The organism is Vallitalea sediminicola (assembly GCF_054408565.1).
This window is the reverse complement of record NZ_BTPT01000010.1, coordinates 40,204-56,252: the sequence shown is the minus strand read 5'-3', so window position 1 is coordinate 56,252 and position 16,049 is coordinate 40,204. Positions and strand designations below refer to the sequence as shown.

11 protein-coding genes are annotated in these 16,049 nt (G+C 31.3%); 8 read left to right on the top strand and 3 right to left on the bottom strand.

From position 1 onward, the window contains the following. Positions 1–38 precede the first annotated feature (38 nt). The 6 genes from ACX6CF_RS04680 to ACX6CF_RS04655 all read left to right on the top strand — a co-directional run bounded on the left by ACX6CF_RS04680 (position 39) and on the right by ACX6CF_RS04655 (position 4,921). Positions 39–380: a hydrogenase maturation nickel metallochaperone HypA/HybF gene (locus tag ACX6CF_RS04680; protein WP_458784141.1), complete on the top strand. Its 342-nt coding sequence runs from the start codon at positions 39–41 to the stop codon at positions 378–380. Between the two features lie 49 nt (positions 381–429). After that, positions 430–1,020, top strand: coding sequence for a class I SAM-dependent methyltransferase (locus ACX6CF_RS04675; RefSeq protein WP_458784140.1), 591 nt, complete (start codon positions 430–432; stop codon positions 1,018–1,020). Positions 1,021–1,201: 181 nt separating this feature from the next. Further along, a complete protein-coding gene (locus ACX6CF_RS04670) occupies positions 1,202–1,651 on the top strand; it encodes a pyridoxamine 5'-phosphate oxidase family protein (RefSeq protein ID WP_458784139.1) in 450 nt (149 codons plus the stop codon). Between the two features lie 77 nt (positions 1,652–1,728). Next, entirely contained in the window at positions 1,729–2,268 is a 540-nt protein-coding gene (locus tag ACX6CF_RS04665; protein ID WP_458784138.1) for a TetR/AcrR family transcriptional regulator, read from the top strand. Between the two features lie 197 nt (positions 2,269–2,465). Continuing rightward, positions 2,466–3,842, top strand: coding sequence for a sulfatase-like hydrolase/transferase (locus ACX6CF_RS04660; RefSeq protein ID WP_458784137.1), 1,377 nt, complete (start codon positions 2,466–2,468; stop codon positions 3,840–3,842). Between the two features lie 263 nt (positions 3,843–4,105). Further along, positions 4,106–4,921, top strand: coding sequence for a MerR family transcriptional regulator (locus ACX6CF_RS04655; RefSeq protein WP_458784136.1), 816 nt, complete (start codon positions 4,106–4,108; stop codon positions 4,919–4,921). A gap of 90 nt (positions 4,922–5,011) precedes the next feature. On the opposite strand, the gene ACX6CF_RS04650 is transcribed toward ACX6CF_RS04655, so the two are convergent. Further along, positions 5,012–7,009, bottom strand: a complete 1,998-nt coding sequence (locus ACX6CF_RS04650) for a methyl-accepting chemotaxis protein (protein ID WP_458784135.1) — start codon at positions 7,007–7,009, stop codon at positions 5,012–5,014. A gap of 341 nt (positions 7,010–7,350) precedes the next feature. Between ACX6CF_RS04650 and ACX6CF_RS04645 the strand changes: the two genes are divergently transcribed. Then, entirely contained in the window at positions 7,351–8,070 is a 720-nt protein-coding gene (locus ACX6CF_RS04645) for a DUF554 domain-containing protein (protein ID WP_458784134.1), read from the top strand. Positions 8,071–8,232: 162 nt separating this feature from the next. Further along, the gene (locus tag ACX6CF_RS04640) at positions 8,233–10,014 is read left to right on the top strand and encodes an S-layer homology domain-containing protein (RefSeq protein WP_458784133.1); all 1,782 of its coding nucleotides are present in this window, start codon (positions 8,233–8,235) and stop codon (positions 10,012–10,014) included. A gap of 76 nt (positions 10,015–10,090) precedes the next feature. Here ACX6CF_RS04640 and ACX6CF_RS04635 read toward each other — a convergent pair whose 3' ends face one another. Together ACX6CF_RS04635 and ACX6CF_RS04630 are read right to left on the bottom strand one after the other, a co-directional pair. Continuing rightward, entirely contained in the window at positions 10,091–13,534 is a 3,444-nt protein-coding gene (locus ACX6CF_RS04635; protein WP_458784132.1) for a GLUG motif-containing protein, read from the bottom strand. Further along, positions 13,531–15,981: an efflux RND transporter permease subunit gene (locus ACX6CF_RS04630; RefSeq protein ID WP_458784131.1), complete on the bottom strand. Its 2,451-nt coding sequence runs from the start codon at positions 15,979–15,981 to the stop codon at positions 13,531–13,533. The genes ACX6CF_RS04635 and ACX6CF_RS04630 overlap by 4 nt, the downstream gene beginning before the upstream one ends. Between the last annotated feature and the right edge of the window lie 68 nt (positions 15,982–16,049).

Sequence of the window (16,049 nt, the reverse complement as noted above, 5' to 3'; positions counted from 1 at the left end):
GACGATTCATAAGTATAACATAAGGTCAGGTGAACAGAGTGCATGAATTAGGAGTTGTAATTGAAGTTGTCAAGACAGTAAAAAATATTGCTGAAGAAAATCAATTGACAAAAATAGATAAATTAGTCTTGCAGATTGGAGAATTATCTTCAATGATTCCAAGATATATCAAGGAATGTTATCCTGCCGCTGTTGACGGTACGTTATTAGAGGATACAAAATTGGAAATAGAGATTATACCAGGAAATGCTCTTTGCAAAAACTGTAATAAGGTTTTTAATCTCATGGAGAACAAGGGTAAATGCCCTCACTGTGGGATAAAAGACTGGGAGTTGTTAAGTGGAAAAGAGTTCATGATAAAAGAAATCGTTGCTTGTTAGAATGAGACTTTGAGAATGTAGATCAAATAAAAATGTTTGGAGAGTTTTTATGAAATTGAGAGAAGATTTTTTTAATAGAGTAGCAGACTCGTGGGATGAAATGTGTAACCATGATATGAAAAAAGTAGAGTATATTCTGGACTTGGTTGATATACAAGCCGGAAGTAAGATTCTGGACGTAGGTACAGGAACTGGGATTCTCATTCCAAGCTTGTATAAAAGAGTTACCAGTTCAGGTAAAATCAAAGCTATCGATATGGCAGAAAATATGATAGAAGTAGCTAAGAAAAAAAATAATTACGATAATGTAATTTTTGAATGTAATGATATACTTAAAAATAGTGGTGATGAAACCTGTTATGATTACATTATCTGTTATTCTATGTTTCCTCATTTTCAATGTAAAGAAGAAGCAGTAGAAAAGCTCACTCAAAAATTAAAAAAAGGTGGAAAGCTCACCATCTGTCATTCTCAAAGTAGAGAAGCTATCAACAATCTTCATAAAAGAGTTGATGATACTGTAAAAGAAGATAATTTGCCTAAAATGGAAATATTGACAGAATATCTTTTGGAATCAGGATTGAAAGTTGTGAAAGAAGTAGATAATGAAGATATGTTTGTAGTCATAGGAAGTAGATAGTATAGAGAGTATAATAAAAAATAATGAATAAAGAATAATTGTAATAGCCGCAAAAATGTATGTTAGATTTTTGTGGCTATTATTACTAAAAAGTATTTTGTAAGTATCATTGACAAAAATCAATATATATTTTACAATATAGACGACCGGTCATATACTATAAATTCATCAGGAGGGTATCATGAAAAATAAAATTAAAAATATACTTGAGAATCATGAACTATTAAGATTAGCTACTATAGATAAAGCAGGATTTCCGAATGTTAGATCAGTAGATTTTGCAATCAATCCAGAAAACGAAGCTAATATCTATTTTACAACTTTCAACAAAACTAGAAAAGTTGAAGAATTAGAAAAGAATAATAAGGTATATATTGTTGTTGATAAGGCAGCTTCTAGTATTGAGGAGTTAGCACAGATAAAATATATTAGAGCTACAGGAAAAGCTTTTTTAGTAGAAAATCAAAAAGAAGCCAAACAAGCTATGGGATTTTTACTAGGTAAGTATCCATTCTTAAAGGATTTACCTGGAGATCCATCTATGATGAGTATCTACAGAATTGAACTTGACAAAGTAGAATTAACTGATAACAGTCTTGGTTTTGGTCATGTAGATATACATCAATATTAGGGAATGATATTAATTAATTATTGAATTATGTAATTTTCTCGGTTATAATAACACCAAATGAAAGTTATGGTGATTATATGAATAAAAAAGAAGCAATCGTTCTTACAGCAGCTCGTCTAATCCATGAGCATGGTTATCACCATGTTGGTATAAAAAGTATACTGGATGAATTAAATATTCCAAAGGGCTCTTTTTATTATTACTTCAAGAGCAAAGAAGATTTAGGTATTGCCATAATTGAGCTCTATATAAGAGATACATCTGATTGTCTTGATCACTGCGAAAAGAACTTAAAAGGACTAAAGAAGTTCTTTAATATTTTCTTTAATCGTTTAATTGAATTAAGTTTAAGAAGAGGATGTCCTGTAGGTAATCTAATATTAGAATTAGCAGATGAGAATGAATTATTCAGAGTAAAGCTTATGGAATGGTATAGTGTCGTAAAAACTTGGAGTATAGAAGTATTAACTAATGAAAACATTGATGATCCAGAGGATAAAGCAAAAGCACTATTTGCAGCTTTTGAAGGTACGATGCTTGTATCAAAGCTTGAAAAGGATAAAACTCATTTTGAAATATTTAATAACTATACTTTTAATGGAATAATTAATAGTTAGATGGTACGTTATCACCTAATAATGCAGCTTTTTCGGGGTTTCTGATGATGACAATGGATAAAGATATGAAATAATAATCAATATAATCATATATTAATATAAATAATTACATTATTATCTTTTTAATTGTATATATAAGGAGTAATATTTTCTGTAGAGATAATTTTTATGAATATATATTTTTTGGAGGGATAATTATGGAGAGACAACCCAATGTGCTTATTATATTAACAGATCAACAGAGTAGGTGGACATTAAGTTGCTATGGAGGAAATGAAATACACACACCTAATATTGATTCCATAGGAGAAGAAGGGGCAATATTGACCAATTTTTTTACACCTAGTGCAGTATGTACACCTTCTAGAGGTTGTTTCATTACTGGAAGATATCCTCACCAAAATGGGGCTTATACTAATGATGTCCCCTTGAATGAAGATGAAATCACCTTAGCTCATATATTACGAAATGAAAATTATAAAACTGGTTATATAGGTAAATGGCATTTGAATGGAAGAGAATATCCAGGTTGGATGACAGCAGATACCTCTATGGGATTTGATGACTGTGAACATATGTTTAACTGCGGTCATTATAAAAATGTTGTTGAACAAACTCATGGTAAGCCAATATTCAATTTTGATATTGGCAGTGGAAGATACATGACTGATTGGATAACAGATAAATCACTGGATTTTATTGAAAGGAATAAAGATGATAAGTTTCTTCTAATGGTCAGCATACCAGATCCACATACTCCCTATAATGTTAGAGAACCATATGATAAAATGTTTGACCCTAAGGATGTAACTATCCCTGATACCTTTAACGAAGAAAAACTACCAGATTGGGCAGAAGATGATGAATGGGGTAGAGAACAATTATTTTCAATAAATATAAAGGACAGAGAAGAAAAATTCAAACATTATAAATCTCAATATCTAGGAGAAGTTAAGTGTATTGATGATAATGTGGGAAGAATACTTGAATATCTGAAAGTGAAAAACATATTAGATGACACAATCGTAATATTTACAACAGATCATGGAGACTATATGGGAGAACATGGGTTGTTATATAAAAATAATCTATATGAATCAGTATACAGAATTCCTTTCCTAATCAGATGGCCTGAAAAAATAATAAAAGAAACAAAAGTAAAAGAATATATTACTGTAGTTGATTTTCAACAAACTATTCTAGGTTTGATGGATATACCCCCAAGTGGTAGAGAACAAGGCAGAAATGCCAGCGAACTAATAAAAGGTAACAAAATTCCATGGGAAAATAAAGTATATATCCATCCTAATGAAGTCCCAAGAGCTGGAATAATAACAGAAGAATACGAATTAGCATACGTAGGCAGAGGATTCAATAAAGAACCTAATCACCAATATAAAGAACATATCCTATTCGACCGAATAAATGATAAACAGCAAACAAATAATTTATATGGCAAAAAAGAGTATGAATCCATTGTCTCAGAATTAACAAATAAAATAATCAACCACCATAAAAAACTAGGAACAAATACAGACGTGCTACCCAAAATATTAAGAAATGAATCTCTATAATGTTTATTTATAGTAAAATATTAAGTAGCCCTAAATATGTTATAAAGAAGAAAAAGTGTTTTGTGATTACATTGAAGGGTATTCGTAGCAAGATAGTATATGTATATGTGAAGTAGTGAGGCAGGATGCCGAACCCAGCTTTTTGCTCAGGACGAGCAAGTAGCTGGCGAAACATATACATATACTATCTTGCAAAAGCCACGTCATAACAAAATACTTGTTCTGACATACTTGTACAATAATATAATTAAAACGGTGATATTATGGATACAAAATTTTCAATTGGAGAAATGTCAAAATTACATAACATATCAATAAAAACCTTACGCTACTACGATGAGATAGGTCTATTCAGACCAATTGAAGTTAATGAAGATAGTGGATACAGGTACTATTCCCATGAGCAATTTGAACAGTTGAATACAATAAAATATTTGAAATTTCTAGGAGTACCTTTAAAAGATATTAAGGATTACTTGGAAATCAGAGATATTGACTATTACTTAGAAATGCTACACAAAGAAAAAGCTATCGTCACTGAAAAGATAAAAATTCTAGAAAAGATTACTAAAAGACTGGATAATCAAATAAAGGAAATCAATGAGGTAAAAAAAGTTGATGATATAGGTGTTGTCCATATTAAGGATATTCCAGAACGAAAGATCATTAGTCTAAAAGAAGAAATCAATTCTAATTTTGAACTAGAACTATCATTGAGTAAGTTGGAAAACTTAACCAAGAAAAGATTACCTATTGTAATTGGACGAGTAGGGGTTACTCTTAGTAAGGATAATGTTCATAAACATAATTATGGAAACTATAATTCGGTTTTCATTCTTCTTGAAGAAGATGTAGAGAGTAACATGATAACAACTCTAAAACCAGGTAAATATGCAAGTATCCATTATAGAGGTTGTGACCATAAAGACTCACCAAAATACTATAGAAGGATACAAGAATATCTCAAAAGCAATGAATATGAAATATGTGGAGACAGCATTGAACGAGTAATCATCAATGAATACAAATCAAACAATAAAGACGATTTCCTTACTGAGATTCAAGTTCCTGTAGTATAGTAGATAATGTAATTAAAAATAAAGGTGGCTGAATTTGTAAGAACTAAAAATAAAATTACCACCTTTATTATTGAGATTTAAAAAATACTTTTATATAGTAAACTTACCTATAACGTTCTGTAGATCACTTGCCATATTAGCTAATGATTCACTAGCAGTGGCTATTTCTTCAATAGCTGATGATTGTTCCTCTGTGGAGGCTGATGCTTGTTGAGTACCTGCTGCATTTTCCTCAGCAATAGCAGCTAAATTTTGAACAATGTCCAAAAGTTCACCTTTTTTTACATCTAGATCTTTACTCATTTCTTTTAGCTCATTTGTAGTTTCGCCATTTAATCTAACCGAATCAGAAATTTCACTATACTTATTTTTTGTGAATTTTATGTATTCAACCTGATCTTTTATAATATCAACAACTTGATTTATTATCTTTACTGATATTTCAGAGTTGATTTGTAATTCCTTTACGGCATCATCAATAACTTTGGTTGAACTAGCAGATTGTTCTGCAAGGGTTCGTATCTCATCGGCTACTACAGCAAATCCTTTACCTGCTTCGCCTGCTCTTGCGGCTTCAATTGCAGCATTTAAAGCAAGCAAATTAGTTTGTTCTGCTATCAATGAAATAACTTGACTAGCTTTACTGATGTGGTCTACACTTTCATTGGTTTTGATTATTCCATCATAGACTTCTTTAGCTCCTTTACCACTATCATCCGCTTTTACAGTTAAAGTATGTATGGTTTCCAAACCTTCTTTGGTTAAGTCAATAACTTGTTTTGAAATTCTGTATGAACTATCAATGGTTTTAACATTCTGTTCTATCAGGTCATTCAATTCTGATATTTTATTGGTGCCATCTTCTGTTTCTTGTGCCTGTGATGAGGCACCATTGGCAATTTCTTCAATCGTATTAGCCATTTCTTGTGAAGCTAAAGCGGCTTGTTGAGAAGTTGCAGTTAATTCCTCTGATGATGATGTTACCTGTTGGGATGTATCTATTATATTATGTATTAGAAGCTTTAAATTTTTATTAATATTTTCAAAAGATTTACTAAGCAATCCTATTTCATCTTTTCTATTTAAAAAGCGTTTTGGAAGATCTTGCGTCAAATTACCTTTGGCTATCAATTCTGCATGCCTAGAAGCCATTATTATTGGTGTAGCTATCATATGTCCAATTCTTAATATTAATAGAAATACAATGATAAGAATAATTATAGAAATAATTAATAAGGTCGTTTTCAAAGAAGATAAGCGAGATAACATTTCAGATTCTAATGCAGTAACTGAAATACTCCAGTCCGTGTTATTGATAGGGGCATATCCTGTTATTTTATGGTTACCAAAATAATAATATTCACCACTACCCACTTCTTTGTTCATCATTTTCTTTGTGATTTTTGATAATTGAAGATGGTTTTTATTTTCAATGGATTCTTGATATAAATTTGTTCTGTTAGTAACCAATTCAATATCTTTATGTCCTACAATAATACCTTCAGAATTTACTACAAAAGAATATCCAGATTCTCCTGGAGTAATATCACTTACTAACTCACTTAGACTACTTCCATCACGAATAGCTACTAAGATACCTATGATTTCATTATTATATTTTATTGGAGTAGAATAAGCCATAACTAAAGAATGAGAATCTACATTACTAATCAAAATATCTGATACACAAGATTCGCCTTCTAGAGATTTTTTTATATATTCTTTATCCGATAAATCAATATTATCTCCAGTAGTAGAAGGACCGTTTCCCGTTTTATCTACAATATACATTCTAAGATGACCACTTCTTGAAACTTCCTCTTTCAGGACAGTTAATTTATCTTCAATCGAGTGATTGGGATTAGAAATAATATCATTATTTGCAACAGTTCCAAGATTGACAATTTGTCCATTAATCCTACTTTCAATGATTTTAGCGGATTGGACTGCAATTACTTCTAAGTCTTCTTTTTTTTCATCAATCAAAGAGTTTGACGATAAGATATAGGAAATTATTCCAAGAGATCCTATTGCAATAATAAAAATGATACAAAATACTAGAATAAGTTTTGATTTTATGCTTTTCATTGCTATACCTCCAACTATATTATGTATTTCGAGTATAACAAAATCTACATAATTCGTCAACAAAATACCAGTTTATTCGCCAAAATTATACAATAATATCTATTCTTAATAAAGTTTATATTTATAATATTATAAAATATAAAAATAAGAGTACCTTATTTTGTATAAATGTTATAGTGAGCACTAGTATGTATAATCAATATAATATATATCACCAAAATACTATAGAATATAACATGATTCACTTATTGTAATCTAAGTTAGGGTAACTTTGTGTTGACTCTCCCCTTACTGGATGCCTTTAAATAAGTAGTATATTGATTTTATAATAGGAGGTAATTATGCTAGGGACAATAGTAAATGCAAGTGCAATTATTATAGGAAGTACTGTTGGTGCCATATTCAAAAAAGGCATCAAAGAAAAGAAGAAAGCAATATTACTGCAAGCAATTGGGCTTGTAGCCATTTCATTGGGAATTACATGGATAGTAACTAATCTTAGCAAGAGTAATGAACCACTTTTATTTATCGCCAGCATGGTGTTAGGTGGACTAATAGGTGAAACTATTGACATTGAAGAGAAGGTTAACAGATTAGGAAAGAAATTGAGTGGTAACAATGATATAAAACTCATTGAAGGATTAACCACTGCCGTACTTCTTTTTTGTATAGGTACCTTATCTATATTAGGACCTATAGAAAGTGCATTGAAAGGAGATAACACTCTGCTTTTTACTAATGCAATGTTAGATGGAATTACATCCATGATCTTGGCAACAACCTTTGGCATTGGTATCATGTTATCAGGAGTGATATTATTTATTTGGCAAGGAACTATATTTCTATTGGCTCAGTTCATCGGACCATATGCTACTCCAGAAATACTTAGTCAAATATCTATTATTGGTGGGATACTTATCTTTAGTACAGGCATTAATATTCTAGAAATCAAGAAGATAAAAACTATAAATCTCATACCTGCTCTTTTTATACCGGTTATTTATAATATACCAGTTATAAATAAATTTTTAGCAGGATTATTCAGTTGCTTTTTACATTAGTTTTTTATTGAAGTAGTTTTGATATTTACAACTTTCTATAATTATGATAAAATAAAAATGACTACAAATGTAATGCATTATGAATATTTTATAAAAAAATAAATTGAAATCAAAGTATTTAGTTAGTTGTATAAGAATTTAAAAACTACAAGGAGGAATAAAATGTTCAAAACAAATTTTAAGACAATAATACTCATGGTGGTAGTAATGGCATTAAGTACAACAAGTTTTGCAGGGGGATGGGATGTATCGTCCGCAAGTTCGTGGGCACAGCCTGAGATTGAAGAAGCTTATTACTATGACCTTATGCCTTATAAACTCATGTCAAGTAATTTGAAAAATAAAATTACACGTGCAGAATTTGCTTCACTAGTTGTTAAAATGTATGAAACAATAACAGGTGAAATGGTTGAACAGGCATCAATGGATACTTTTACAGATACAGATGATGTGGACGTATTGAAAGCTAATACCCTTGAGATAATGTTAGGTTCAAACCAACAGGCTAAACCTGATGATCTAGTTACGAGACAGCAGATGGCTGTTATGTATTATAGGACTCTTAGCAAAGTATATGACTTCTTTGGGGAAGAAATAGATAGTATAGATGGAGTATTAACAATAAATGATAAAGAATTAATTGCTGACTGGGCTACAAAAGCTGTAGATTATATTAATGAAAATGATATTATGAAAGGTAGTGATGGTAACTTTAATCCAGCAGATAATGCACCTATTGAACAAGCAGTCATCGTTGTCAAAAGAATATATGTAGATGAAAAAGATTTGGCAGAAGGTACTAGAAATATTGATTTGTCCAAGGGCTATACATATAAATTAGATGCATATGGAGAAAATTTTACAGTTACATATAATGCTAATAAAAAGACAAAAGACATAAAAGCAGGCGATGATTCAACTCTAGGTATCTATGCAAATGATTCTACTAATTCAAAGATTTATTATAAGGTAGTCAACAAAAATGTAAATGATGCAACAGGTACTGATTCATACAGTTATGATGTTGCAACTAATGAATCAAAATGTTTAGATGATTATTTCGGATATGAAGTATCAAATATTGCACTTATAAATAGCGGAACTTACAAAGGCAATATTTTAGTATATCCATATGAAGATACTGTGAATGTATATACAGATAAACTTGAATTAGTATGTACTCTTGAAGGAATGGTTACTGCTGAAAATGCAAATACAATGATTGATAATAAATTAAATCCACCTACAGCATATATGGAATTTGAGAATAGACTTCTTTATGGTAGTAATAAAGGAGATGCAACTTCCACTAGTTATTTTAATTTATATGGAAGTAATGAGTCTAAAATCATACAACAACAAGTGTTAGGATTAAATGCTTGTTCTACTATGAAAGATATAGAAACCGGTAATGGTCCAGTGTTATTAGCATGTGATGCTAAAGGCGATAATTACAAACTTGATATTTCTATGAATAGTCTCGATTGTAGATTCAAGGTAAAGACAACAAAAACATATGATGATGCTGCAAATTCCGGGATAGTACTTGGAGTATATAATCCAGAACCTGGGAATGATCAATATAATGGTTACTATATAGGTATAGCACCAAAGAAAAAAGCAGTATATGTCGGAAGAGCCAATCATAATTGGAATGGGTTACTTTCTGCCAATATCCCAGAGTATATAGACCCTTATGATTGTAGTATGCATGTCATTGTAAAGACTAGTTACATGTTTGGAAGTTCGAGTTATAGCTTGACTGTCACATTGGAAGGTGAAATGGAAGATGCAGTTGTTATTGATAATAAATTTTTAGGTAGTACATCAGGTTCTCATACTTCTTATGGAGCAAAATACATACCAACTTTTTCAGGAGCATTCGGTATCAGGTCATATAAGAGTGATGTGGAGATTTCTTCTTTTGAAATAACTAAGCGGTAGATGGAAATGTATAGGAAGAATAATTGATAAAAAACCAATCTAGCGATTAAAAAGCTGGATTGGTTTTTTATTGGTGTTATTTTTTTATTTTTTTCCTCTTTTTTCTCTTTTTTCTCTTTATTATTAATACTACTATAATTAATAGAGAGCCTAAAGCAACATAGAGTGCTTTATTGACATTCTTTTCTACGAAGGCTATATGGAAGCTAGTTAAGTTAGATTCAAATAACAGATAACTACCATCTGCTGTAGATTTTGCCTTTTTCCATTTGTTACCTTCTTTTTGATATAAGATAACTTTTTTCTTTGTTTCGGGTTTTTTTACTCTGTATGTATAAGGTATAATAGGTTCTTTGCTTAATTGTACTGACCATTCTTCTATTGTTTTATGATTATCAATCATTTTTTGGGGAGAAGTGACTTTTTCTATCTCTAGGGTTTCGTCAGGGTCGAATGTACCTTCGACCAGCAACTTAGGATGAGGATCATCAAGGTCTGACGATAAAACCTGTATCATTGGTGTATAGATTGCTTCAAGTCTCTTGGAGAAGGTCAATTCATTATAATCATATGATGGCCAGCTGCTGTAATATCCTGCTTTTTCAGGGATTTCGGGTAATTTGTTCCTATCAAGAGAAGCTCCATACTCAAATGGTATTTCTTCAACCATATCACCATCAACAACAAATGTTAATTTGAATGATTTAAATGTTTCGGGTAGCTCTTCATTCAAAATAAATTCATCATAAGATTGAGGAATGGCTTTCCCACCATAACTGATACTGTCTACACCTTCTACATTACCTTCTACAAAATAATTGTTTGACATATTTCCACTGATATCGCCTGCTATTGCCCCTGTGAATTCATTGGATTTATCAACTTTTACTAATGAAAGACAATTATATATATCCGTAGCATATCCAGCTATTCCACCTACGTAATCTTTACCGCTAAGTTCACTTAGAGAATAACATTTTCTGATTACGCTATTTGATGAACCTACTATTCCTCCTGTGTAATTACCATCCAGATTTTCTATATAACCATAATTTTCACTTTTAATTAGTAAACCTAAATCCATTCTGCCTATTATACCACCAGCATAATTTTTCTTAGCTTGGATATTACCTTTATTAATAGAGGACAGTAATAGTGCTTTTGTCTGGTATTTGAAATTAAATGACTTATTACCTTTGTTGATGATATCGTCTTCTGGGTCAAAATCATATTCAATAGCCATCGAACCAGCGATACCACCTATGTTAAGGTCTCCAAAGACATCACCATCATTATAGCAATCTTTTATTATTCCTTTTTCCATAGTTGTTATGTCTTCAAGATTTTGATCAGAAACATCTTCAAATAAATCTTTATCATCAAAAGAAAGGGAGTTCAAACCTTCCCTTATAATATCAACCATCACTTCAAACTGATTATTGATGGTTCTGATATTTTTGTGTAAAGAATCAGATGAACCTTTCACTTCCTCATTAAGTAAAGATAACTCTTTAGATATATCATCTATTTCATCAAACAAGGAATCATTTATCTCAGTTACGTAATCTTCTAACTTTGGTATTTGTAATTTCTCATAATCATTAATCTCTTCAATTATTGATTTTATATCAGTTATTGCATTAGTACATTCTTCAGAGCAATTAGTGAAATATTCCATACCCTTTGAAATGTTTTTCATAGCTTCAGTGCTAGCTTCTGTTGCAAGATCCAAGTCCTCTAAGACATATTCCACATCAATTAAAGCATCATTCATGTTAGTAGATAGATGTTTCAGATCGTTCATAGCAAATTCTATATGTGCAAATGCTTGTCTAATAAGGGCTTGGTCATCAGTAAATTCTTTATAAAATACATCAAGAGCATCCATTATCTTGGTATTGGCACTGGTAAGGCTATCTTTCATGGTCTTAAGATTATCTTGTATATCTTGACTTATTTTATCCCAATCTGTAGTTAATGGATTATCTATTTTCTTCAATGCATCTGTTATTTTTTCTAGAGCTTCTATACCAGCTTTTGATGCGTTATCAAGGTCTTTTAAGCCACTCTTCAGCTTTTCGATAGCTTTCTTCATTTCATCTGAATTCTCAGCAGCTTTTTGAATGATTTTAGTTGCTGCTGAGATATTGTTCAAAGCTGCATTAGCGCTATTATATGCCAAATGTAGGTCGTCAACAGCATCATCCACATCTTTTAAGCCGTTATTTATATCTTTTGATGATTTTGCAAGTTGATCAAATCCTTTTCTGAATTCATCGAAACCTTTTGTTAATTCTTCAGATGCATTTATGAATGAATCCAGTACTGGTTCTAATTGGTCCATAGTATGTCGTATTCTATCTATACCAGTATTAGCTATGGCTGTGGAATCATCGATATAATTAGTTGTATGGTTAGTAAGTTCGTGTATTTTATTAGAAGCAGAGGAAGTAAGGGTATTAAGGTTATCCAGTCTGCTTGAAATAGTTTTGGAAGATGCATCACTGTCATTGACTGCTTGATTAACGAGTTTATTAAGAGTACCTAACTCATTATCAATCTGTTCTAATGTATCTTCTGAAAATAATAGATGGATAGAGGGTTCTGCTTGACCTATGACACCGCCTATATCTTTACGTCCTTTAACCACGCTATAGTTTTTACAACCAGATACATAACCGGATTGTCTACCAACTATGCCACCAATATTATAACCAACATGATGGTAACCAATAGCACCACGATTTTCACTGGATTCTATGATACCTTGATTATATCCGACAATACCTCCGGTATCAGTTAAAGCATCAATATTTTCAGTTGAATTCAATTGTTCTATATTAATGTCTTTAATATTATAAGATGCCATATCTTTTTTTTGAACTATACCATCATTTGTTGTATTTACATTACTGTGATTGATACATTCTGATATGTAACCTACATTTTGCCCTACGATTCCGCCTATATAATGTTCACCAACAATTAAACCAGTTGATGTGCAATTGGAAATCTTACCGGTTTTATCATTATATCCAGCTATGCCGCCAATACTTGTTGAACCTTTTACATTTCCATTAAAAGAGCAATTTATTATTTGTCCTTTGTTGGTGCCTACGATTCCACCTATTTCTTTTTTTGTGCCGCTAGGTTTTATATTACCTTTGACCTTTAGGTTTTTGATGATACCATTTTCTTGAACATACCTGAATAAACCTTGGTCAGAACCAGATTTATGAGTATTCAAGCCACTTATTGTATAGTTGTTTCCGTCAAAAATACCAGAGAAACTTGGAATTGGTTCATAGGCAATAGTGGAAAGGTTGATATCACCTGTTAGTGTAACAATAATATTCTCAGAGAAGGTATCCAAACGACAATTCTTTGAAAGTTTTTGTAAGTCTTCAGCAGTATATATATATATGACATCAGAAGTTGTTTCTGCTGTAGCAACACGAGTTATAGATAACAACATGAGTATTGATAGTGCAACAGACAGACATTTTTTTAGCTTTTTCAATTGACAACCTCCTCTTCTATTTCAATTTCTGGATTATCAGTTGATATGCTTCCCATCTCAACCATACCTTTTACTTCACCTTTAATGGTTCCTTTTATCTCAGCATCTACATATCCAGAAATATATCCTTGTAATCTACCATTCATTTTTAGATTTCCTCTATGAAGTGTTATTAAACCTCGCCTTTTTAATACAAAAGCAGTTTTTTCTATTATTTTATCACCAAATAATAATGTTTGAGGTAGTACACCCATTACTAGGATAAGAGATATTATGGTACCTCTTCCTAAGCATGTTCCAATGGATGATATAGCATAATCGGATGTTATTTTACCAATTAATATACCCGCTGATGCTAGAATGGTACCCGATGTAATAATAGTAGGAAAAGCTTGGTTCAGAGATTCTACCATAGCTTTATTTATTGGCATGGTTTTCTTTAACTCCATGTAACGGCTGGTTATTACTATGGCATAATCTATCGTGGCACCCATTTGAATTGAGGTAACAACTAAGTAGCTCATGAAGAATATATTTGTGTCTTGAATAACTGGAAATGAGAAATTAATCCAGATACTACCTTGTATAGTTAAAACCAATAATACGGGAACACCTGCTGATTTAAACGTGAACAGCAAAATGATCATTACAAATAAACCAGATAATATACTGATGATAAGATTATCTTTTGCAAAAAACGCTCCTAAATCATTATCACTAGTAGTAGCTCCAGCAAAATGAACTTCTTCATAATATTTATTAGCCATGGTATGGAATTCATCTAGCCAACCAAAAGCTTCTTCGCCTTCTTCGGGCATATTTAGATTCAGGAGTAATCTTGAATATTTATCACTCTCTAATTGAGCTTTTCCTTCACATAATTTTTCATATAAATCATTCATTTTAGTTTCTAATTCTTCGTCTAAGGTATAATATCCTTCTTCTTTTTGGTTATATAAAAAGATGAAAATATCGATTAATGGAACACCGTATTCATTTAAACCATTAACTAATTTACTATATGTACCTTGTTCGATTGCATAAGCTTGATAAAGTAATTTTGATATTTCAATGTCTATGTCGATTAATTCAGCAAATTGTCTTGGATTAAGTTTATCGGTAACATAGTATCTGTCATCTACCTTGGTGTTTGCAAGTCCAATTGCAGAATCTGTTACTGCTAATTTTTCATAATCATTTAATAGCTTACCTTCTAACTCATAATTTCCAGATGGTACAATAACCGCTAATAGATTATTACTTCCAAATGTCTCTTCTATCTTTTTCTTAGCAATCTGTGTATCATTTTGTTTTACAGTAGTTAAAGTACTGTAACCGTAAACATAATGAGTCTGGTTAGATAGGTATAACGCACCTAATACGATAACGAGAAATAGAGGAGGAATAACATATCTTGACTTGATTACAAATTTCCCCCAATTAGTTATTGATGGTACAAAGCTTTTATGTACAGTTTTATCCATTGAGTTACTGAATACCATTAATAGTCCTGGCATCAATGTGAAAACAATCAATAAGCTGAATAATAAAGCTTTTATCAAAACCAGACCCATATCAAAACCTAGATTGAACTGCATGAACATCAAGGCCATCAATCCAGATATTGTTGTTAAACTACTAGAAGAAATTTCTGGAATTGCTTTACTGAGTGCTTTAATCGCAGCTTCTCTTGCAGGCAGATGTTCTCTTTCTTCAGTGAACCTATGACATAGTATAATGGCATAATCAATGGCTAACGCTAATTGCAGAACTACAGCAATAGAGTTAGATATGAATGAAATTTCACCGTATAGAAAATGTGTCCCCATATTCAGGATAGCAGCAACACCAAAAGTAAGTACTAAAACGGGTATTTCCATATAAGTTTTTGAAGTAAACAGTAAAACACCTAGAATGATAAAGATAGCAACAACTAGTACCAATTTTATTTCTGATTCCAATGAAGCTACTGAATCCTCTGTGATGCTACTGGATACATAGTAATCGTAGTTATCTAAATAAGTAAGAACTTCTTTCATGGCATTTTGGGTTATTTCATCTGCATCTTCACCTTCAAATGAGATTGAAAAAAGCGCTGATGCCAATTTATAATGATCTATACTTTCGTCAAATTCAATATGAGATACACCTTCTACTATTTCTAAATCCTCTTTGACCTTTAATGCGCTGTCATATGTGATATTTGAGACCATAACTTTTGCTGTACCATATGTAATGAATTCCTTTTCCATGATGGTAAGACCTTGCCTTGTCTGAGTTGTTTCAGGTAAATATGTAGTAATATCGTCATTGACAGATACCCATGATTTTGAGAAAAAACAAAATATAACCAATATTGTATATAGTAGAAAAAAGGCGTTTCTTTTATCTACGATTTGAGTTGAGATTTTTTCTATAAACGATACTTTGTTGTCTTTTTCAGCCATAGGCTACCCTCCTTAATGTATTTAAATGTATAAAAGAAAGTATAAAACAATTACCAAGAATATACAAT